This is a genomic window from Pseudomonas sp. KH_027 (assembly GCF_057838565.1).
Genome location: NZ_CM174470.1, coordinates 2,688,291 through 2,708,106 on the forward strand (window position 1 = coordinate 2,688,291; position 19,816 = coordinate 2,708,106).

Genomic DNA, 19,816 nt, shown 5'->3' on the forward strand with positions numbered 1-19,816 from the left:
GCCATGTTCGGCCTGATCAAAACGTGGAAGGCCCTCGAAGCCAAAGGCATCATGGGCATCAACCGGCGCAATGCGGACTACGTGCTGAAGTACAACAAACGGCACCTGTACCCGATTGTCGATGACAAGATCATCACCAAACAGCGCGCCATCGAGGCCGGTATCCATGTGCCCGAGATGTACGGGGTGATCGAAACCGAGAAGCAGATCGACAAGCTCCACGAAATCATCGGCGAGCGCAGCGATTTCGTCATCAAGCCGGCGCAGGGCGCCGGCGGTGACGGCATCACGGTGATCGCCGACCGTTTCGAGGACCGCTACCGCACGGTCTCCGGCAAAATCGTCAGCCATGAAGAGCTCGAGCACCAGATCTCCAGCATCCTCACCGGGCTCTACTCGCTGGGCGGACATCGCGACCGCGCGCTGATCGAATACCGGGTGACCCCGGACCAGATCTTCAAAAGCATCAGCTATGAAGGCGTGCCGGACATCCGCATCATCGTGCTGATGGGCTACCCGGTGATGGCCATGCTGCGTCTGCCGACCCGCCAATCCGGCGGCAAAGCCAACCTGCACCAGGGCGCCATCGGCGTCGGGGTCGACCTGGCCACCGGGCTGACGTTGCGCGGCACCTGGCTGAACAACAAGATCAGCAAACACCCGGACACCACCAACGCAGTGGACGGTGTGCAACTGCCGAACTGGGACGGCTTCATGAAGCTCGCCGCGGGCTGCTATGAGCTGTGCGGACTGGGTTACATCGGTGTCGACATGGTGCTGGACCAGGACAAAGGCCCGTTGATTCTCGAACTCAACGCCCGCCCGGGCCTGAACATCCAGATCGCCAACGACTGCGGCCTGACCCATCGGGCCCACGCCGTCGAGGCGCGCCTGGCGGAACACAAAGCCCAAGGCATCGAGGAAACCCCGGAGCAGCGTGTGCGCTTCGCCCAGCAGTTGTTCGGGCACGTGCACAAAGCCGAGATCTGATCTCCCGCACAGGACTCCAGCCACACAATAAGCCCGGCCCAGTGCCGGGCTTATTGCTGTCCAGCGCTAGCTCTGCGCGGCCAGGATCAACGCACGATCGCCAACTCGAAACCGCCCTGATCGGCGTGCTCGTGGGTCTGCATGCCAGCCTCATTCACTGCCAGATCCTGCAGCGGGCGCTTGAACGGTTTGTTGTCCAGCGTCTGCAGATGCCGATCCTCGTCGGTGGTGAGCAGCAGGACATAACGCTCACCCTCCGCCGCCTTGACCGGCACCGTACCTTCGATAAAGGCATAGCGGTACCAGGTTTCGCCATGCAACTGATAGATCGCATCGCTGACCAGGCGGGTCGGGCGCTTGGCTTCATCGAGGAACAGCAACGAGGGATACACCACCTGCTTGTTGGCGAAGCTGCGCACGCGCAAACCGTAAGTGCGCTGCGAGCGCGGCAATTTCAACGCCGCGTAGTAACTGCGGCCCATGGGGAAATCGAAACTCGGCGAGAAACGATTGAGTTCTTCGTAACGCGGCTCCTGCGCCGACAACTCGGTAAACGCCGTGTCGGGCAACTGCCCGCAGCACTGGTCGAGCAGGCTCTGATAGAGCCCGTCGCCCTCTCCACCCCGGGCGCCGGCCAGCAGTGCTTGCATCGCCGCCGTGGGCTGGCCATCCAGAGAAGGCAGGACCACCGCCTTGTTGGCGAACGCAATCTGACGCCCCTCGGTGTATTTGACCGGCTGCCCAGCGCTCGCCGCCTTCGCCACCCCGCCCGCTTGCGCCGGCAGTGTCGAGTTGTGCATCCGCCCCTGCTCATCGACCCAGGTGTAGTAAGGACTGCCCTGCTCGGGGCGGGCGAAGTTGCGCCCCTCCAACACATCGGCATCGATGTATTCAGCGGAACGCTCGCCACTGGGCAGCAGCACATCGCGCTGTCCTGCCGTTTGTTGCTGGTCGCCGGCATAGAAGCTGTTCTGCAGATTGCCGCGGGCATCCACCCAGGTGTAATAGCGGCGCTTGCTCTCGCCCGTATTGCGGCTACCGGGCCAGCGCGACGGCGAATCATCGCTCATCCGCGCCTGATCGCTCAGGCTGATGCGCCGTACAGCCTGACGTTGCTGCTTGGCGTAATCGCCATCGACGAAAGTGTTATGCACCCGTCCCAGGTCATCCACCCAGGTCAGGTACTTGCCATTGCCGGCATGTGCCGAGCAGGCAAGCAGCAGAATCAGCAAGGCGGGTGAGCTTCGCATGGCCGTCCTCAGAAGGTCGATGTATAGGTCAGTGCCAGGATGTAGGCTTTGACCGTGGTGTTGATATTCAAATCGGCATACGGGTTGTAAACCAGATTGTCGATACCGGTGCAGTTCACATTGCAGCTGCTGCCGGCCGGAACATTCTGTTTGGAGACGAAATAGTTGAAACCCAGATCGATGGTGGTGTCCTTGTCCCAACGGTAACCAAAACCAAGACCGTAGAGATTGGCATCGCCAATCGGCGCCAGGACATCCGCCTTGTCATCGGGAATCGCCGACGGCCGGTACTCATAACCGGCGCGCAAGGCCAGGCGTTCGTTGACCTCGTATTGCACGCCCAGGGCCCAGCTCCAGGTGTCTTGGTAGCCGCGATCGAGGGTGATCGAACGGTCGGTGGCATTGCCGGCACCGAACACCTTGGCGATGCGCAGCAGATCCAGTTCGCGATCGAACTCGATCTTGAACTCGTTCCAGTCGCTGTAATCGCTCCACTTCAGGTCGAAGTTGAACTGCCATTTGTCGAACGGCCGCAGCTTGATCCCGGTGTTGAAGTTGTCCGGGTAGGTCATGTCCAACGAGGCGTTGCCCGTCTCCTCGTCGACGTTGCCGTAAGGGAACAGCGGGCTGAGCACTTGCCCGAATACCGAGCTTTGCAACCCCGACCAGAAACCCTGCCAGTCCTGCGAGTAGTCGACCCGGTACTTGCCTTGCAAGTGCATGCGCGCCTCGCTCTGGTAGGTCGCACCCCAGGCGAACCAGTCGGTCGGCTCCCACAGAATGCCCAGGTTATAGGTCGGCGACAGGCTCTGCTGCAAGTCCAGATCCATGTTGGCCAAGGTATCGTAAGGGCCGATCTTGCCATTGCAGACGTTGATGAGCCCACCGACCAGATCGCCAATGCCGGGAATACACAAGGCCTCGTTCAACACGCGGGTGACCCCGGTGAGCATCCCCGGGTTGCGAAAGTCCTGATTCAACGCCATGGCCTGATGGGAGAAGCCGATGGACAGCCCCACCGAGAGCTGATCGTTGGCCTGATACCCCAGCGAAGGGGAGAAATAGGTCAGCCGCTGCAGCGCGACCTCCCGGCCCTGGTAACGCGCCGGATCGCTGTCGGAATCGCGGGAATAACCCAAGGCCATCGGCGCATAGACGTTGGTGGCGAAGGTGAACTTGGAACCCGGCGGGTTGATCGACAACCCGGCCAACGGTGCGAGCAGCACCGGAATGTCGGTCATGCCGCCCATGCCCGGCAAATACATCGCCGGGGTCAGGGTTCTGCTGCTGGAGTTTTTCACCGGGTCATCGCTGTACCCCAGCGCATGGCTGCCATAGCCGGCCGGCGCATCGAACTGCGCACGGATATCCATCACCCCCGAGAGCATTTTCACCGTGGTCTGGCGGCCCTTGAGCTTGGTCAACGCCGCGGGGTTGTAGTGGACCGCATCGATCCCGCTGGAGTCGGCCGTAATGGCATTGCCCATCGCCATCGCCTTGGGGTTGCCGATGGTCAGGTCGTTGGCCAATTGTGCCTGGGCAGTGCTCGCCCAAAGCACGCAGCCTCCTGAAATCGCCCGCGCCAGCAGCGACATACGCATAGTCATGACGTGTTCGCTCGCGGGTTATTGGGCCTTCAGGCCTTTGATATCCAGTGGCATCGACACGCCCAACAACACGTCGGGCGAGTCTTCCGTCATACCAAAACCGGCGTTGATGTTGACGATGTAGTCGGGTGCGGTCCTCAAGCCCAGCGAGAAATTCATCACCGCGCTGGTCTGCTCGGTGCCCTCGAGCGACGTATCGGCAAAGGTGTAAGTCGGCTTGAAGGTGTGCGCCATCTGGTAGGAGGTGGAGAGCGAAACGTCATAGGACAGGGCATAGGCGAAACCCATGCTGAACGACAGGCTCGAGCCCGGATCGACCTCTTCCAGTCGGCGCCCGCCGCGCACCTGGCTGATGTCGGTAACTGGAACGTTGTAGGTGTAGCCGAGCGAACCGAAGAGCACGACCGGGTCGATCACATACGACAGGTTGGCCCCGCCACCCACACTGTAATAACCGCTGCCGGTGGACAGATCCGAGTCGCTGTTGATGTCGTAAGGGCTGGTGCCGGTGGGTAGACCCAGGGTGGCGTACAAGGTCGTGACCGGCTTGCCGCGTAACGAAGTCCAAGGCTGCCAGCGCAGACTGGCGGACAGATCGCCCAGGCTGTAGGCGCTCAGTTCACGCTCGGTGTCGTACTTGGCAACGAACGGCAAGCGCAGGCTGAAGGTCAGGTTGTCCCACACGCCGTAATCGAAGGTGAACGAGTTGGTGAAGGTGTGCTGCGCTTCGCTCTGGCCGATCACGCTGTAGACATTGCTGCCCGTGCGCACAGTCTGGATTTGCGTGTCGCGCACCAATGAATAATCGAAGCCATAGGTGAGCGTGCGCTCGCCTTTCTTGAGCAATGTGTAACTCTTCTCGGCCGCCTGAAACACCTCTTCGAGCGCCTTGGCGCTGTCAGCGTCGTCATCCTTTTTGCTCAACGCCTCACGGGCTTGATCAACCGAAGGCTCGTCGGCCCAGAGTGGCCCGCCGACCACTAGCGTCAGCATGGCGAGCCACGCATACCCCTTTACTCCCATGACGCTATCCCCAGTTATTATTTTGTTATGCCGGGCATTTTTTGCCGTGGATGGTTATTTGCGGCGAATGATCACTTGCGACGGATGTACTGAATATCGCCCCCGGAACCCAGCTCGGTGGCCTGGTTCTCACTGAACTTGGTGATTTGCGGAAACTCGCGGAAAGCCAGCAGGCTGATAGTGCGGTCATCGATGATGCGCAGATCACGCTCGGTCAAAGCCATCGCGTTATGCGGCTCCTGCCCGCTTGGGAAGATGACGAAAAGTACGTTCTGATCCCAGATCTGCTCGAAGCGGGTACGGGTGAAACTGATATTGCCGAGCGCCGGGTCGGCGACGAACACGTGGTCGTTGTACACATCGCGCACCACCACGAAATGCTTGAAGCCGGCATATTCGATCGGCACCAGCGCCGGGTGCTCCAACTCGTCCAGATCCGAGAACGCCGCGCGAAAGCCGCCGCTTTTGTAGCCCAGCGCGGCGACGAAACGTTTCATGTCCAACAACGAGAAACCTCGACGCTCGACGATCTTGTCCGCCTCGCCATAGCGCAGCAGACCTTCCATCACCTGACGCTCTTGCAGGTTACGGCCCAGGAAATAGTCGAGCATGCTGGTCAGCGCCGCCGAGCCGCAGCTGTAGTCATAGGCCTGGCGGATCACGTTGCGAAACTGCAACTGACTCATCGGCTCCAACGTCACCGACTCGCGCAACGGACCATTGGGCGTCAGCGCTTGGGTGAGATTGACCGTGCCTGGCGGGGGCGGCTTGGTGTCCACCGCTTCGGTGAAGCCGAGTACGCCAATCAGGCTACCCAGGAGAATCTCGATCATCTGCAGTCCTGATGGAGCGACTTTTATTAGGTGTTGTTCACTACCCGCGCACACCGCTCAGGCACGCAGTGCCGCATGGTCAAGCGCAGCGGATATCGAACCAGTGATTCGGCGAAAAGCCTTACCAGCCGCAGCGGATAAGGCTTTTCAGGTCTAACCGGCGGCGCTGACTCAGTGCCCCCAAACCTTGATCGTAGTACCGGCCATGTTGATGTCGGAAATGGCCAGCGAACCGATGCTGGCAGCGCCGGTGGTAGCGCCACCTGCGTAAGTGCCACCGACATAGATGCCGCCGACCGAAACAGTCCCGGTCATGTTCGGCAGGCTGATAGCCAGTTGCTGAGTCGCTACGGCCGTACCGCCACCAGCTGGCGTGATGTCGGTGGTCACCACGTCGATTTTCAGCGGGTTGGAATCGGAGATGGTGAAACCGGTGAAAGCTACGTTGGTGATGTTCAGGCTGCCACCAGCGGTGTCGTTGTCGCTGTACTTGATGTTACCAACGCTGCCGCCGAAGTTGCCGGAGATGCTGATACCGTCTTGACCGGTCACGGTCGACAGCGCGGAGTCATCCATGGCTTTCAGGTCGGCTTGGGCCATGAACGGAACAGCCAGTACGGCGGCGGCAAGGGCCAGTTGTTTGAGGCTTTTCATTGTTGTTTTCTCCAAAGATCGCAGGTGGGTTGTCCGCGGGCGTTACCAGCGACTCCTGTCACTGGTAACTGGACCGGCTTGCGCCGATCTCCAGGTCCGACGTTGCTTCCTTAGTCACATCGGATCTGGACTCGTGAAGCACCGTGGTGCTTCCCGCCCTGACTACAAAACTACTGGGCCAGCCGCCGGCTGCCAGCCCATCCAAGGGATGGAGCATGGCCCCGAGCCATACCGCCGCCCTGTTCAAGCCTCGCTCAACAACCCCATGCTCTTGCCTTTGAGTACCGCCTGCGTGCGGCTGCGCACGCCCAGCTTGGCGAACAGGTTATGCAGATGCCATTTGATCGTGGCTTCGGACAAATGCACTGCCTGGGCAATATCGCGGTTCGACAACCCCGCCGCCACGAAACGCAAAATCTCTCGCTCACGGTGGCTAACGTCTTGATTTTCATTGAAACTTTCCGGATCAACCGCCAGCCGACGGCACTGCTCGCGCAGCATCTCCGCCACCCCTTGCCAGGCGGCCGCACGCTTGGGTTCCGCCGCCCGCCAGGCGTCCCAGAGCGGTAGCAGCCACAATGCGTCATCCTGGAATATCCGCCGATAGCCGCTGTTCCAGGCGTCTTCAAGGGTTGGCTGGAACAAGGCGAACGCTTTTTCGCTGTTACCTTTGCGCCAATACGCCACAGAAAGTAACAAGGACAGACGCAAGCGCCGGTCACGCTGGTGATCGGCAGTCTGCTTCGCCAGGCAGGCCTCGAGAGCCGCCTGGGCTTTATCCGCGCGCCGCTCGCAAAGTGCCAGGCGCGCCTCGGAAAGTGCCTGCGCGGTTTCGGCATCGAGATAGCGGCCCGCGGGTAGAACCGCCAGGTGCCGTTGCATTTGCTGGCACACTCGCTCGGCTTCATTCGGCCGCCGCAACCAGAGCAGGAACTGCACTTTGCAGCTCATGCCCAGGGCGAACACCCGCTCGTAACCCGAACCGTGCAACTCAGCCAGCCATTCGTCGAGCTGGGCCAAGCCTTGCTCGGGCTCGCCGGCGAAGAAACGCGCCCGCGCCATGACCAACTTACCCCGACTGATCAACTCGATTGGCGTGGCCACATCGCGCCAGGTAGTGGCCAGCGGTAATTCGGCGAGAATCGCCGCATGCCGATCCTGCTCGTAGAGCAAATCCGCATAGGCCAGGGCCAGCGGCCCGCCGACCCGGCTACGCCGCCCGAACACACGCTCCACCCTGCCGCGCGCGGTCTCAGCCAGTGCTCGCCCACGCTCGAGTTCGCCATTTTCCTTGCAGATCAGTGCCTCGATCAGGCTGGTCATCGCGTGCAGGTATTCGCTTTCGGTCAGGCGCAGGTTGTCACGTGCCACGGTAATCGACTTGGCGGCTTCGCCGAACTCACCGAGCAGCGCATACGCTGCGGCTTGCACGCAGGACAGGCTGGCGCGGAATACCGGCTGGTTATCCGGCGCCATCCCCAGCCACTGCCGGGCGACTTTCAAGCAACCTTCCAGCTTGTCCTGATACAGCAGCACCAGGGCCTTGAGCACCTGCGCCGCTGCCAGCAATTCGAGCAAACCGAAGTGCATGCCCTTGCCACGGCCCTGCAGCAAACGCGTACTGACCTCCTCGATCAGCGCTTCGGCATCGGCGAACTTTTGCTCGAAAGCCAGTTGCCAGGCATAGAAAATCTGAAACACGGCGTGCTCGCGAATCACCTCGGCAGGCACGCTCTTGAGGATCGCGAGAATACCGTACACGCGGTTGCTGGCGATCAGGCGCGCGCCCTGGCGCTCCAGCAACTCGGCGGCAAAGGCATAGTCGCGCGCGCGCAAGGCGTATTTGATCGAGCGGTCCGGTAGGTCGTGGCTCTCGCACCAGCGCGCCGCGGAATGCAGCAGCGTCGCCGGGTCGCTGCGCTTGGCCAGGCGTCCCTGGAGAAACTCGGCAAACAGATGGTGATAACGGAACCATTCACCCTGCTCGTCCAACGGAATCACGAACAACTGTTCGGTCTGCAGCCGCATTAACATATCAAGGCCATCGCGCCGCCCGGTCAGGGCATTGCACAACTCGGCATTGAACTCATCGAGTACCGAGGTCTGGTCGAGAAACAGCTGCAAGCTTTCCGGCAGACTGGCGAGCACGTCTTCTGCGAGATAATCGGCGATATTGCGTTCGGTGCCCGACAACCCGACGAGAAAAGCCGCTCGATCCGGGTGCCGGGCCAAGGCCAGCGCCGCGAGGTGCAGGGCGGTGATCCAGCCCTCGGTCCGTGCTTGCAGCAGGGCCAGTTCGGCATTGCTCAGGGACAGCTGTTTGACTTCACGGAAATAGGCCTCGGTCTCCTCCGGCGTCAGCCGCAAGTCTTCGGCTTTCAGCCAGAAAGCCCAAGGTTGCAACGCCGGCTCCTCGATCAACAGCTGTGGCTGGTAGCGGGTACTGGTGATCAGGTGCACGGTCGCTGGCAAGTGCTCGACCAGGTAGCGCACGGCCGGCCCCAGCGCCGGATGGCGGATGCGATGGAAGTCATCCAGCATCAGGTAGACATGCCCATCCAGGCGTTTCAGATCGACGAGAAACGCGTCGATCAGCGCCTCCTGCGGCCAGCTCACTTCGCCCTGCAACAATGCGGCGGTGTTGCTGCCAAAACCCGGCTGCACCGCATTGATCGCCGCCACCAGGTATTGCAGCAGGCGCTGCGGCTCGCTGTCCGATTCATCGCACGACAACCAGGCGACCCGCGCCCCGACGCTCAACAGGCGCTGGCGATACTGGCTGAGCACGGTGCTTTTACCAAAGCCGGCCGGCGCACTGAGGATCACCAGGCGCTGTTCACGCGCGGCGAACAACCGCTCGATCAAGGCGGCCCGCGCCAGCTGCGGCCGCCCACCGGCAGCGGCCGGGAACAGCTTGGTACGCAGCAAGGGGAAAACCTGTAGATGAGGTAAAGGTGTGGTCATGACTGAAGCAACCCCAACTCGCGTGCACGGCGGATGGCTTGCGTCCGATTGCGCACTTTGAGCTTCTCGTAGATGTTATGCAGATGCCATTTGACCGTGCCCAAGGCCAGCGCCAATTGTTGGCCGATTTCGTCATTGGACAGCCCCTTGGCCGCCAGCAGCACCACCTCCCGTTCGCGCTCGGTCAGCCCCTCTTCCAGCACCTCGAGCGACTTACGCGCATCCTGCCCGGGCCAGACCGCCAACAGGCCGCGAATGAAGCTCTGCAACGCCGGCTGCCGCTCGGCTGCCTCCAGTTGTTGCAGCAACAGGCGGATCGCCTCACCCTCCTCGATGAACAGGCTGCGCACCCCTTCGCGCTCGGCGTTGCTCAAACACTGCACCAGCAACGATTGCGCCCGCTCCTGATAGCCCAGGCGCTGGTAACTGAGCGCCGCGAGCAAATCCAGCCGCAGCCGTTGCAGACCATGCCAGCCGTTCTGCAACTGACTGCGCAACTGAGTGATCTCATGCAAGGCTTCGCTGTAATGCGCGCGCGCCTGCTGCAGGCGAATGCGCGTCAAGCCCTGAACCCAGAGCACCGGATTGAAGGCCATGTGCCGATAATTGCCGGCCAGCTTGTTCCAGTCCACGCTCTGGAAACGCTGCTCGGCGCGCTTGATCCGATCGGTGGCTGGTTCCTGCAGAATCAGCGCGACCTCATCACCCACGGCCTGCGCATAGAACCGCCAGGACTGGTTGCGCGCCGCCAGGTTCTGCATCAGCACCAGGCTGGCCAGCGCGTCCTTGGGTTTGTCGCGTATGCGTTGGGTCCGTGCCAGGCTCAGCATGCCCTGGGCATAGAGGTCGATCGGGTTGATCACATCGACGCTTGCCAGCGCCCAGCAGAGATTGCCCTCGACACTTTCCAGGCGCGCCTGATGGTAGGCAATCAACGCCTCGGTGATGGTCGGCAGCACCAGCGCCCGGGATTTCGCCCCAAACCAGGGAATGACGCGGGCCCGCAGTTGCTCGAACAACAGCTGCGCCTGTTTCACCTGCCCCTGCTCGAGGCACAGCAGAATCTCGACATTCGCCAACTGCATGTCCAGGTAGCGGCCTTCGAGGAAGTGTTTGCGCTGTTGCGCCAGGGCCAACAGCCGCCGCGCCTGCTCGGGCTGCGCCAGCATCACCTGCGCCAGGGCGCCGAGGATCAGCATCGCCACTTCGAGAAAGGCGGTATGTTGCCCCAGTTGCGCCTCGACCTTGCGCGCCAGGCTGACACAGGTTTCCAGGTCATCCTTCTGCAGGGCCAGCACAGCTTTGATCGCCAGAATGGCCAGCACCTTGTCACTCAAGGGGCCTTCGGATTTGTCCTTGCCCCAACGCGCCAGCAACTCGTCGAGCACACCGTTGGCTTCCGGCAGCGACAACTCCGTGGCCCGCGTCCAGACATCGGCCAACACCAACACTGGAAAACGTTCGGCAATCTCGTTGGGCACATGCTGGCGCCAGCGGTAGATCAGGTTGAGCTGACCGCGATTGATCAGTTCCAGGCCGCAACCGTCGACCAGCGCGGCGAGCATCTGCGGATCCTCGGCCAGGCACGCGTGCTCGATGGCCAGGTTCTGCATATGGTGGTTGGTGAACCACAGGCTGGCGTTGAAGTGCAGCTGATTGAGACGCTCGGGGTCGAGTTCCTTGAGTCGCGCCCGGAGAAAATCCGCAAACAGATTATGGAAGCGGTACCACTGCCGCTCGCGATCAAGCGGCAAGAGGAACAACTGCATCGCCTCCAAGCGCTCCAGCAACTGCTGGCCATCCTGGCGGCCGGTCAACGCGTTGGCCAGGTCACCACTCAGCTGCCTGGCCACGCCGAGGGCCAGTAGCACATCCTGCATCTCGGCGGACAATTGCTCGAATACGCTGCGCAACAAGTAATCGCCAACCGCGGCCTGATCACTGCCCATTTCGGCCATCTGTTCGCAGGACTGCGGCTGATGGCGCAGCCATAAGCTGGCCAGGTGCACGCCGACCATCCAGCCTTCGGTATGCCCATGGAGCGCCGCGAGTGCGGCATCGTCCAGATGCAGGCCACTGCGATCGAGGTAATCGCGGGTTTCCGACTTGGTCAGTCGCAGCTCCGGCGAACCGATTTCCAGCAGCCACTCCTTAGCCCGCCAGGTCGCCAGGTTCAGTGCCGGCTGCGAACGGCTGCCGATGGCCAGTACGAACCCGGCCGGCGCGAGTTTCACCAGCCGATTGAGCGCACCAAGCAGCTCGGCATCGTGGATCAGGTGCAGATCATCGAGCACCAGCAGCAAGGGTTGCTCATGCTGGGTCAGGTCAACCAGCAGGCTTTCCATCACGGCCGCGACCGGAACTCGCATGGTGTTCTGCAGGTAACCCAGGGCATCCGTGCCGAGCCCCGGCACAGCGGCGCTCAGTGCCTCGATCAACTGCAGGAAAAAACGCGAAGGGTCATCGTCCTCGGGGCTCAGCGAAAACCAGGCCACGGCCTCATCGACAAGGCGTTGGGCCTCGGCCATGGCCGCCAGTGCGGTGGTCTTGCCAAAACCGGCGGGTGCAGAGAAAAGCAGTAAACGGGCATGTGGATGAGCCGCCAGGACGGCGTTCACCTGGGGCCTGGCCACATAGTCCGCCGGCACTTGCGGCGGTGTCAGCTTTGAGCGCAGTAAGCTATCGGCGGCTGGATCTAGCACGTCATCCATGGCCTGGATCCCTTGATAATTATTGTTGTGATACGACCGTTCGAACATTTGGGATCTGTCCATACTAATCAGCTCGCTATCTCCGAGTAAACCCACGCAGAAGCTCTAGGATGAATACTGGCGGCGGTCTACAATCAGCTTCCGCGCTCGCCTGACCGCCTCCATGCCTATCTGTTCGCTCTACCCACTACCCTATCGCGCAGACCCTGCCGACTATTTCGCCGTCGTGCGCCAAGCGCCCGGTGCAATGCTGCTCGACGCCGGGCGACCGCTGGCCCAGCGTGGACGCTATGACCTTATCAGCGCCTGGCCATTGGCAGCGCTGGCACCGAGCGCTGACGAATCGGCCAACGACTTTCTCCAGCGCCTGCGCGCAGGCCTGGCGCAGCTGGGTGAGGCCGCTGCCCCGGCAGATTGCGAGTTGCCATTTGTCGGCGGGCTGATGGGCTATCTGGCTTATGACTTCGGCCGCCGCCTCGAAACATTGCCCATTCATGCCCTGAATGACCTGAATTTGCCTGACGCGCACTTCGGCCTCTATGCCTGGGCCCTGGTCAGCGATCACCTGCTCGGTACCAGCCAGCTGGTATTCCATCCGGCCCTGGCCGATGCCGAGCGCGAACGCCTGTGCCAATTGTTCGAAAAGCCACCGAGCGTACCCGCCCAACCGTTCCAGCTGGACGCCGCGTTCCGCGCCGACCTGAGTGAAACCGACTACCGCCAGGCGCTCGAACGCATTCAAGGTTATATCCAGGCCGGCGACTGCTATCAGGTGAACTTCTCCCAGCGCTTCCAGGCACCCTGCCGGGGCGACCCCTGGACGGCGTATTGCGCCTTGCGGGCGGCCTGTCCGACCCCCTTTGCCGGCTACCAGGCGTTGGCCGATGGCGGCGCGATTCTCAGCCTGTCGCCAGAGCGCTTTGTGCGGCTCAGCCAAGGCCAGGTCGAGACCCGCCCGATCAAAGGCACCCGCCCCCGCGGCCTGACGCCGCAAGAGGATGCCCGGCAGGCCGACGAACTACTGGCCAGCCACAAGGACCGTGCGGAAAACCTGATGATCGTCGACCTGCTGCGCAACGACCTGGGACGCAGTTGCAAGACCGGCTCGGTGCGGGTACCGGAGCTGTTCGCCCTGGAGAGCTACCCCAACGTCCACCACCTGGTCAGCAGCGTCACCGGCGAGTTGGCGGCGGGCAAGGATGGGCTGGACCTGATCGCCGGCAGCTTCCCGGGCGGCTCGATCACTGGCGCGCCAAAGATCCGCGCCATGCAGATCATCGACGAACTGGAACCGACGCGCCGCGCGCTGTATTGCGGCTCGCTACTGTACCTGGACGTGCGTGGCGAAATGGACAGCTCGATCGCGATCCGCAGCCTGCTGGTGAAAGACGGTCAGATCACCTGCTGGGGCGGCGGCGGGATAGTCGCGGACTCCGACTGGCAGGCCGAGTATCAGGAATCCATCACCAAGGTTCGGGTGCTGCTGGAAACCCTGGAAAACCTCAACGCCCCCGCCAGGCCTGCGTAAACAGCAACTCGGCAGCGGCGAGAAGCCACAAAAAAGGCCCGCAATGCGGGCCTTTTTGCTGACTGCTTGCCGCCTTTAGAGGCTGAGTTCGCGCACGGACGCCTTGATGAACTCACGCTTGAGGTCTTCATAGGTGTGCACGGCCGGGAACTGCGGGAACTCGCGGATAACATTTTCCGGCGCATGAAACAGGATGCCGGCGTGAGCTTCGCTGAGCATGGTGGTGTCGTTGTATGAGTCCCCCGCGGCGATGACCCGATAATAGAGACTTTTGAAGGCCAGCACCGACTGACGCTTGGGGTCTTTCTGGCGCAACTGGTAGCTCACCACACGGTCAGCTTCGTCGGTGATCAGCTTGTGGCAGAGCAAGGTCGGAAACCCCAACTGACGCATCAGCGGTTGGGAAAACTCATAAAAAGTGTCGGACAGGATCACCACCTGGAAGCGCTCACGCAGCCAGTCGACGAACTCCACGGCGCCGTCCAGCGGCTTGAGAGTGGCGATCACTTCCTGGATATCGGCAAGCTTCAGGCCGTGCTCATCCAGAATGCGCAGACGCTGCTGCATCAACACGTCGTAGTCCGGAATATCCCGGGTGGTGGCCTTTAGCGCGTCGATTCCGGTTTTTTCCGCGAATGCGATCCAGATTTCCGGCACCAACACACCTTCCAGGTCGAGACAGGCGATTTCCACGGGACACTCCTAGAGAGGATTTGAAAGAAGGCGGCACTCTAGCGGCTCGCCCGGCGCCGCGCAACGCGCGGTTATGCCCAGACATGAGCGGATGCAGGCACTTGCTTATTTAGGCGCGCGACGGCTTTTTGTTACCATCGGCAGCACAGAGCGTTCAGCGCCATTAAAACTAGGAAGCCTGCCTGATGAGCACCCCCTTCGACGTCGCCGAACTGGCCGAGACTTATGCCAGCAAATCCCCCCAGGAGATTCTCAAACTCGCCTTCGCGCATTTTGCCGATGAGCTGTGGATTTCGTTCAGCGGCGCCGAGGACGTGGTGCTGGTGGACATGGCCTGGAAGTTGAACAAAAACGTCAAGGTCTTCAGCCTCGACACCGGTCGCCTGCACCCCGAGACCTACCGGTTTATCGAACAGGTGCGTGAGCACTACGGCATTGCCATCGAGCTGGTCTCGCCCGATCCACGCCTGCTGGAGCCCATGGTCAAGGAAAAGGGCCTGTTCAGCTTCTACAAGGACGGTCATGGCGAATGCTGTGGCATCCGTAAGATCGAGCCGCTCAAGCGCAAGCTCAGCACTGTCAGCGCCTGGGCCACCGGTCAACGCCGCGACCAGAGCCCCGGCACCCGCAGCCAGGTGGCGGTGCTGGAAGTCGACGGCGCCTTCTCCACCCCGGACAAACCGCTGTACAAGTTCAATCCGCTGGCGAACATGACCAGCGATGAAGTCTGGGGCTATATCCGCATGCTCGAGCTGCCGTACAACAGCCTGCACGAGCGCGGCTTCATCAGCATCGGCTGCGAGCCCTGCACGCGCCCGGTACTGCCCAATCAGCACGAGCGCGAAGGCCGCTGGTGGTGGGAAGAGGCGACGCAGAAGGAATGCGGGCTGCACGCCGGCAACCTGATCGCGAAGAAATAAGCACTGGCACACTTCGCCAGACAACAAAGCCCGGCACTTGACCGGGCTTTTTGTTACTCGAGCCAACTCAGTGGCCAGACTCAGTGGATGGGTAACTCCACGCCATGGAACAACTCTTCCAGCTCGGATTTGTTGTGGCACTGCACAGCCTTGGCCATCACTTCACGGGTCAGGTGCGGGGCGAACTTCTCGATGAAGTCGCACATGAAGCCACGCAGGAACGTACCGCGACGGAAACCGATCTTGGTCACACTGGCCTCGAACAGGTCGCTGGCATCCAGCACCACCAGATCCGGGTCGAGCTTGGCGTCCACGGCCATCTTGGCCACGATGCCAACCCCCAAGCCCAGGCGCACATAGGTTTTGATCACGTCGGCATCGGCCGCGGTAAATACCACCTTGGGGGTCAAGCCGCGGTGACTGAAGGCTTCGTCGAGCTTGGAGCGCCCGGTAAAGCCGAACACATAGGTCACGATCGGGTATTCGGCCAAGGCTTCCAGTGTCAGCTTCGGCAACTTGCTCAGCGGATGCCCCTGGGGCACCACGACGCAGCGGTTCCAACGGTAGCAAGGCATCATCACCAGATCGTTGAACAACTCCAGCCCTTCGGTGGCAATGGCGAAATCGACGGTGCCGTCGGCGGCCATTTCGGCGATTTGCATCGGCGTGCCCTGGTGCATGTGCAAGGCGACATCCGGGTATTGTTTGATAAAACTGCTGATCACCGGCGGCAGGGCATAACGGGCCTGTGTGTGCGTGGTAGCGATGGACAGCGTGCCCTTCTTCTCATTGGAAAACTCTTGAGCGATCTGCTTGATGCTCTCGACCTTGCGCAGAATTTCCCCAGCCGTGGTGATGATCCGCTCGCCAGCCGGCGTCACGCGCGTCAGGTGCTTGCCACTGCGGGCAAACACTTCGACACCCAACTCATCTTCCAGCAGGCGGATCTGCTTGCTGATCCCAGGCTGCGAGGTATACAGGCTTTGTGCCGTGGCAGAAACGTTCAGATCGTGGTGCGCCACTTCCCAGATGTAGCGCAGTTGCTGGAGCTTCATAAATATCCCTCAAAGCAAATAGACGGCGCCTCGGACGCCAGCGTCGTTATATAACCATATTAGTGCTTAGAAGAATAAAGCTAGACGATTTTTTCACTCTTGCACGCCGCTCGTCTAACAGACGCCTCGCTACTCGCCACGAGCGCGGTGCTGCAACATCGGCACCAGATAAACCGGCACTTCGGATAGCTGCACCAAGCGCACGGCCGTGCGCCCCAGCGGGGTGCCCTGGGCCGCACCATGGCTATGGCTGCCGACGACCAGCATATCCACGGCAAACTTCTGCGCCTCGTCGAGAATCACCAGCGGTGGGTCACCTTGCACCACCCGCACCGCGCGGATCAGCGCCATGTCTTGCTGAGCCTCGCCCAACTCCTCGCGAAAGCCTTCGAACACCCGTTGCTCGATGCTAGCCATGACGGTACTGAGGCCATTGTTGCGCATATCCTTGAGCAGCTCTTCATCCAGATAAGTCTGCAACACAGACTCGGCGAACAAGCCCATAGGCTCTACCGCATGTACCACATAGAGCTCAGCATGAAAGGCGCGTGCCAATGCCAAGGCATGCTGCAAGACGTAGGGGGCATATAGACCGAGATCGGTAGCGTAAAGAATCGAGCGAACCATGCGGCCTCCTCAACTGCCTGCGTACGGGCCTTGCTTGAGCTTAGCAGCGCTAACCGCAAGTCGAGGGGGATGCAGCCATCCGAGACGAATAATTCAGATTGATTCAGATTTTCATTGGCGTTAGGCATCGATAACGGCCTATCGCCCATCACAACGCGCTTATAACTGCGGCTCGTTGCTGATGCCATGCGGTACATGGCCGGTGGCAACCACTTCCCGGGCCTTTTCGCAATGGCCGGCCTGATCGTCGAAAAACACATCGGCACCGAAGGTTTCCAGAATCGCCGCTTTTTCCAACCCGCCAAGAAAGTAGGACTCATCGAGACGGATATTCCACTCGCGCAAGGTGCGGATGACCCGCTCATGGGCCGGTGCCGAACGCGCCGTCACCAAAGCGGTACGAATCGGACAGGCCTCCTCCGGAAACTCCTGCTGCAGGCGATGCAACGCCGCCAGAAACGGCTTGAACGGCCCGCCCCCGAGCAACTCCCGCGCCGACTCGCGCTCGTGGGTCTGAAAGGCCGCCAGGCCCGCTTGCTGATAAACCCGCTCGGACTCATCGGAAAACAGCACCGCATCGCCGTCGAAGGCGATGCGCAACTCCGTGCTCGCCGCCCGCCGCGCACCACCGGAAAGGATAGTGGCGGCGCCGAAGCCGGCCTTGAGGGCGCTGCGCACATCGTCCGCGTGGGTCGAGAGAAACAAGTGGCAGCCGAACGCCGCCAGGTAGGGATCGGGGCTGCGCCCGCCAACGAAGGCCGCGCGGGAAATGCCGAGGCCGTAATGCTGAATCGAATTGAACGCACGCAGGCCGGTGTCGGCGCTGTTGCGCGAGACCAGAATCACCTCCACCCGCTGCTGGCCCAGCGCGCTGTTCAGCGCGAGCAGCTTCTCCACCAGCGGATAGGCATCGCCAGGCGCGAGGATTTCTTCCTCATGCTCGATCTGATACTGGCGGTAAGCCGCGACCCCCTCGGTCTCATAGATGCGATGACTCTCGCGCAGGTCGAACAACGCCCGCGAGGAAATCGCCATGACCAACTTGTCGCCCAGCCCTTTGCTCATATCGACCTCAACTCAGGTTGCGTGCATCGATAAATCCCAGTGCCTGAGACAAAGCCTGGATTCGCGGCAACTCGCAACCGGCCTGCTCGGCTGCGGCCAAAGGCGCGGCATAGATAGCCTGCAACTCCAGCGGCCGACGCTGCACGTAATCGTGGTACATGCTCGGCAGGTAATCCTGCATGCGGTCAGTGGCGGCGAGCAACTTGCCGGCAAAACCTTCCGGCAATTGATGGCCACATGCCGCGGCGCCTTGCACCACTTCCTGCATGATCGCGAGGATCAGGTCACGGCTATCGGCGTTGGCCATCAAGGCCGTGGTACCGGCATTCAACAGCACGGACAAACCGTTGTAAGGCACATTCCAAACCAGTTTTTGCCAGCGTGCCTGCTCCAGATTGGGCATGCCCGTGGAGTCCAGCCCGGCCGCTTTGAAGAAGCCAACGCCCTCTTCCACAATCCCTTGCCGCTGCGCCTGATCAATCGCAGGCCCCGAGTGATAACCCAGATTCACCCCGCCCAACGCCTGATGTTCAATCACGCCAGGAGCAGCACGATGAACACAGATGTAGCAGAGCCCGCCGAGCAAATGCAGCGTGTCAGGCAACAAAGGGCGCAAAGCCTCCTCCACGCCCAGGCCATTCTGCAGCAATACCACCTTGGCTCCCGGCGCTGCGGCCTGCTCGATCAGCGGCGCCAAGGCTACATTGCTGGTACTTTTCGCCCCGACCAGCAGCCAATCGCAAGCGGGCATATCGGCTGCAGAGCGATAGGCCTGCACCGACTGCAAACTAAGCGCTCCGTGCACGGCACTGTTGAGCTGCAACCCATGCTCGGCGACCGCGGCAAACTCGCTGCGCAGCAGGAAATGCACATCAAAGCCCGCGCGCGCCAGCATCAAACCATAAAACCCACCAATGGCACCGGTGCCGATAATGCCGATACGTGGGCGTTTGATCTCAGACATCAAGGAAGCTCCTCTGCCGGGCGAGCCAGAGCCACGCCCAGGACATTAACTAAATCAACGGTACTCAGGCGCGACTGCAGGGCGCCGAAAAACTGACCATCGCGCACCATGAACAGAGCCGGCAGGTGAAATACCTCATAGCGCTCGACCAGGCCCCCATTCTCGCTGGCATCTATCCAGCACAGCCGATCGATCGGCAAGGCCAATTTCGGCAGCTCGCAGCGAGCCCAGCGGCAACTGGCACAGCCGATGCTGGTAAAGATCAGTAGAGAGGTTCCGCACAGATCGAGCAACCGTCGATCCGCATCGAAATCCGTCAATTCCAATTGAGCCACTATACTGTTCACAGCGATGTCCATTTGCCAGCATTCGGAGTCGGTATTCATGCGACATTTTCTGCGTCACCCCAGCGACATGCCAGTGGAGCTGGTTCTACGAAAACACGCCTTCCTGCCCCGGCAGCGGCTGCACAATATCAGCCTGGGCGGGGTCGCATGCAACTCCAGCAAAGGCTTTCGCCGCGGCACCGCGGTGGAACTGCGCATCCCGCTGCTCGGGGAACAAGCCCGCTACCCTGGCGTCGTCGCCTGGTGCCGCAAACAAGCCACGGACTACCTGGTCGGCATCGCCTTCATCGACGAAGACACGCTGTTTCGCGCCCGCATGGTCGAGCAAGTGTGCCAAATCGAGCATTACCGCCACCAGCGCGAACAGGAGTTGGGCGAGCTTTTACCCGTCGAAGCCGTTGCCCGTGAGTGGGTCGCGCAACATGCCGCCGCCTTCTCCAGTGCCAGCCAGAACTAGGCCCGCCCCCTATTAAAGCAGCCTGGCCCCATTGTCTAGGCGGCCTCTTACGCGCTAAGGTTCCGTTCCCCGCTCCCGTTGCGCTCATTGCTGAGTTGCGTCGCGTGGGGATGGCTGGCGGCTGGCAC

17 protein-coding genes are annotated in these 19,816 nt (G+C 61.3%); 4 read left to right on the plus strand and 13 right to left on the minus strand.

What is annotated here, in order from left to right:
- The first annotated feature begins 3 nt into the window (after positions 1-3).
- Positions 4-990, plus strand: a complete 987-nt coding sequence (locus AC3IYG_RS12650; RefSeq protein ID WP_489308855.1) for an alpha-L-glutamate ligase-like protein — start codon at positions 4-6, stop codon at positions 988-990.
- A gap of 86 nt (positions 991-1,076) precedes the next feature.
- Here the strand turns inward: AC3IYG_RS12650 and AC3IYG_RS12655 are convergent, their stop codons facing one another.
- The 7 genes from AC3IYG_RS12655 to AC3IYG_RS12685 form a co-directional block, all read right to left on the minus strand.
- Positions 1,077-2,240, minus strand: coding sequence for a MalM family protein (locus tag AC3IYG_RS12655; protein WP_489308857.1), 1,164 nt, complete (start codon positions 2,238-2,240; stop codon positions 1,077-1,079).
- A gap of 8 nt (positions 2,241-2,248) precedes the next feature.
- The gene (locus AC3IYG_RS12660; protein WP_489313905.1) at positions 2,249-3,841 is read right to left on the minus strand and encodes an outer membrane protein transport protein; all 1,593 of its coding nucleotides are present in this window, start codon (positions 3,839-3,841) and stop codon (positions 2,249-2,251) included.
- Positions 3,842-3,865: 24 nt separating this feature from the next.
- A complete protein-coding gene (locus tag AC3IYG_RS12665) occupies positions 3,866-4,870 on the minus strand; it encodes a transporter (protein WP_489308859.1) in 1,005 nt (334 codons plus the stop codon).
- A 71-nt stretch (positions 4,871-4,941) separates the two neighbouring features.
- A complete protein-coding gene (locus tag AC3IYG_RS12670) occupies positions 4,942-5,703 on the minus strand; it encodes a C39 family peptidase (protein WP_489308861.1) in 762 nt (253 codons plus the stop codon).
- A gap of 171 nt (positions 5,704-5,874) precedes the next feature.
- Entirely contained in the window at positions 5,875-6,357 is a 483-nt protein-coding gene (locus tag AC3IYG_RS12675) for a DUF6160 family protein (protein ID WP_489308862.1), read from the minus strand.
- Between the two features lie 243 nt (positions 6,358-6,600).
- A complete protein-coding gene (locus AC3IYG_RS12680; RefSeq protein ID WP_489308864.1) occupies positions 6,601-9,321 on the minus strand; it encodes a helix-turn-helix transcriptional regulator in 2,721 nt (906 codons plus the stop codon).
- The gene (locus AC3IYG_RS12685) at positions 9,318-12,032 is read right to left on the minus strand and encodes a winged helix-turn-helix domain-containing protein (protein WP_489308866.1); all 2,715 of its coding nucleotides are present in this window, start codon (positions 12,030-12,032) and stop codon (positions 9,318-9,320) included. The genes AC3IYG_RS12680 and AC3IYG_RS12685 overlap by 4 nt, the downstream gene beginning before the upstream one ends.
- A gap of 163 nt (positions 12,033-12,195) precedes the next feature.
- On the opposite strand from AC3IYG_RS12685, the gene pabB reads away from it, so the two are divergent.
- A complete protein-coding gene (pabB, locus tag AC3IYG_RS12690; protein WP_489308868.1) occupies positions 12,196-13,560 on the plus strand; it encodes an aminodeoxychorismate synthase component I in 1,365 nt (454 codons plus the stop codon).
- Between the two features lie 75 nt (positions 13,561-13,635).
- On the opposite strand, the gene thrH is transcribed toward pabB, so the two are convergent.
- Positions 13,636-14,253 carry a bifunctional phosphoserine phosphatase/homoserine phosphotransferase ThrH gene (gene thrH / locus AC3IYG_RS12695; RefSeq protein WP_489308870.1) on the minus strand — a complete coding sequence of 206 codons (618 nt, stop codon included), beginning with the start codon at positions 14,251-14,253 and terminating at the stop codon, positions 13,636-13,638.
- Between the two features lie 185 nt (positions 14,254-14,438).
- Between thrH and AC3IYG_RS12700 the strand changes: the two genes are divergently transcribed.
- The gene (locus tag AC3IYG_RS12700) at positions 14,439-15,173 is read left to right on the plus strand and encodes a phosphoadenylyl-sulfate reductase (RefSeq protein ID WP_489308872.1); all 735 of its coding nucleotides are present in this window, start codon (positions 14,439-14,441) and stop codon (positions 15,171-15,173) included.
- An 80-nt stretch (positions 15,174-15,253) separates the two neighbouring features.
- On the opposite strand, the gene cysB is transcribed toward AC3IYG_RS12700, so the two are convergent.
- The 5 genes from cysB to AC3IYG_RS12725 all read right to left on the minus strand — a co-directional run bounded on the left by cysB (position 15,254) and on the right by AC3IYG_RS12725 (position 19,270).
- The gene (cysB, locus tag AC3IYG_RS12705; protein ID WP_489308874.1) at positions 15,254-16,228 is read right to left on the minus strand and encodes an HTH-type transcriptional regulator CysB; all 975 of its coding nucleotides are present in this window, start codon (positions 16,226-16,228) and stop codon (positions 15,254-15,256) included.
- A gap of 129 nt (positions 16,229-16,357) precedes the next feature.
- Positions 16,358-16,855, minus strand: coding sequence for a universal stress protein (locus tag AC3IYG_RS12710; RefSeq protein ID WP_489308876.1), 498 nt, complete (start codon positions 16,853-16,855; stop codon positions 16,358-16,360).
- 159 nt (positions 16,856-17,014) lie between these two features.
- A complete protein-coding gene (locus AC3IYG_RS12715) occupies positions 17,015-17,920 on the minus strand; it encodes a 5'-nucleotidase (RefSeq protein ID WP_489308878.1) in 906 nt (301 codons plus the stop codon).
- A 7-nt stretch (positions 17,921-17,927) separates the two neighbouring features.
- The gene (locus AC3IYG_RS12720) at positions 17,928-18,884 is read right to left on the minus strand and encodes a putative 2-dehydropantoate 2-reductase (protein WP_489308880.1); all 957 of its coding nucleotides are present in this window, start codon (positions 18,882-18,884) and stop codon (positions 17,928-17,930) included.
- The gene (locus tag AC3IYG_RS12725) at positions 18,884-19,270 is read right to left on the minus strand and encodes a YbbN family protein (protein ID WP_489308882.1); all 387 of its coding nucleotides are present in this window, start codon (positions 19,268-19,270) and stop codon (positions 18,884-18,886) included. Before AC3IYG_RS12725 ends, AC3IYG_RS12720 begins: the two co-directional genes overlap by 1 nt.
- Here AC3IYG_RS12725 and AC3IYG_RS12730 point away from each other — a divergent pair.
- A complete protein-coding gene (locus AC3IYG_RS12730; RefSeq protein ID WP_489308884.1) occupies positions 19,269-19,688 on the plus strand; it encodes a PilZ domain-containing protein in 420 nt (139 codons plus the stop codon). The genes AC3IYG_RS12725 and AC3IYG_RS12730 overlap by 2 nt on opposite strands.
- Positions 19,689-19,816 lie beyond the last annotated feature (128 nt).

Bases quoted from the DNA above. Each gene is read 5' to 3' on its own strand.
- AC3IYG_RS12650 (WP_489308855.1), top strand. From the start codon at position 4: ATGTTCGGCCTGATCAAAACGTGGAAGGCCCTCGAAGCCAAAGGCATC.
- AC3IYG_RS12655 (WP_489308857.1), bottom strand. From the start codon at position 2,240: ATGCGAAGCTCACCCGCCTTGCTGATTCTGCTGCTTGCCTGCTCGGCA.
- AC3IYG_RS12660 (WP_489313905.1), bottom strand. From the start codon at position 3,841: ATGCGTATGTCGCTGCTGGCGCGGGCGATTTCAGGAGGCTGCGTGCTT.
- AC3IYG_RS12665 (WP_489308859.1), bottom strand. From the start codon at position 4,870: ATGGGAGTAAAGGGGTATGCGTGGCTCGCCATGCTGACGCTAGTGGTC.
- AC3IYG_RS12670 (WP_489308861.1), bottom strand. From the start codon at position 5,703: ATGATCGAGATTCTCCTGGGTAGCCTGATTGGCGTACTCGGCTTCACC.
- AC3IYG_RS12675 (WP_489308862.1), bottom strand. From the start codon at position 6,357: ATGAAAAGCCTCAAACAACTGGCCCTTGCCGCCGCCGTACTGGCTGTT.
- AC3IYG_RS12680 (WP_489308864.1), bottom strand. From the start codon at position 9,321: ATGACCACACCTTTACCTCATCTACAGGTTTTCCCCTTGCTGCGTACC.
- AC3IYG_RS12685 (WP_489308866.1), bottom strand. From the start codon at position 12,032: ATGGATGACGTGCTAGATCCAGCCGCCGATAGCTTACTGCGCTCAAAG.
- pabB (WP_489308868.1), top strand. From the start codon at position 12,196: ATGCCTATCTGTTCGCTCTACCCACTACCCTATCGCGCAGACCCTGCC.
- AC3IYG_RS12700 (WP_489308872.1), top strand. From the start codon at position 14,439: ATGAGCACCCCCTTCGACGTCGCCGAACTGGCCGAGACTTATGCCAGC.
- cysB (WP_489308874.1), bottom strand. From the start codon at position 16,228: ATGAAGCTCCAGCAACTGCGCTACATCTGGGAAGTGGCGCACCACGAT.
- AC3IYG_RS12710 (WP_489308876.1), bottom strand. From the start codon at position 16,855: ATGGTTCGCTCGATTCTTTACGCTACCGATCTCGGTCTATATGCCCCC.
- AC3IYG_RS12715 (WP_489308878.1), bottom strand. From the start codon at position 17,920: ATGAGCAAAGGGCTGGGCGACAAGTTGGTCATGGCGATTTCCTCGCGG.
- AC3IYG_RS12720 (WP_489308880.1), bottom strand. From the start codon at position 18,884: ATGTCTGAGATCAAACGCCCACGTATCGGCATTATCGGCACCGGTGCC.
- AC3IYG_RS12730 (WP_489308884.1), top strand. From the start codon at position 19,269: ATGCGACATTTTCTGCGTCACCCCAGCGACATGCCAGTGGAGCTGGTT.
- AC3IYG_RS12725 (WP_489308882.1), bottom strand. From the start codon at position 19,270: ATGAATACCGACTCCGAATGCTGGCAAATGGACATCGCTGTGAACAGT.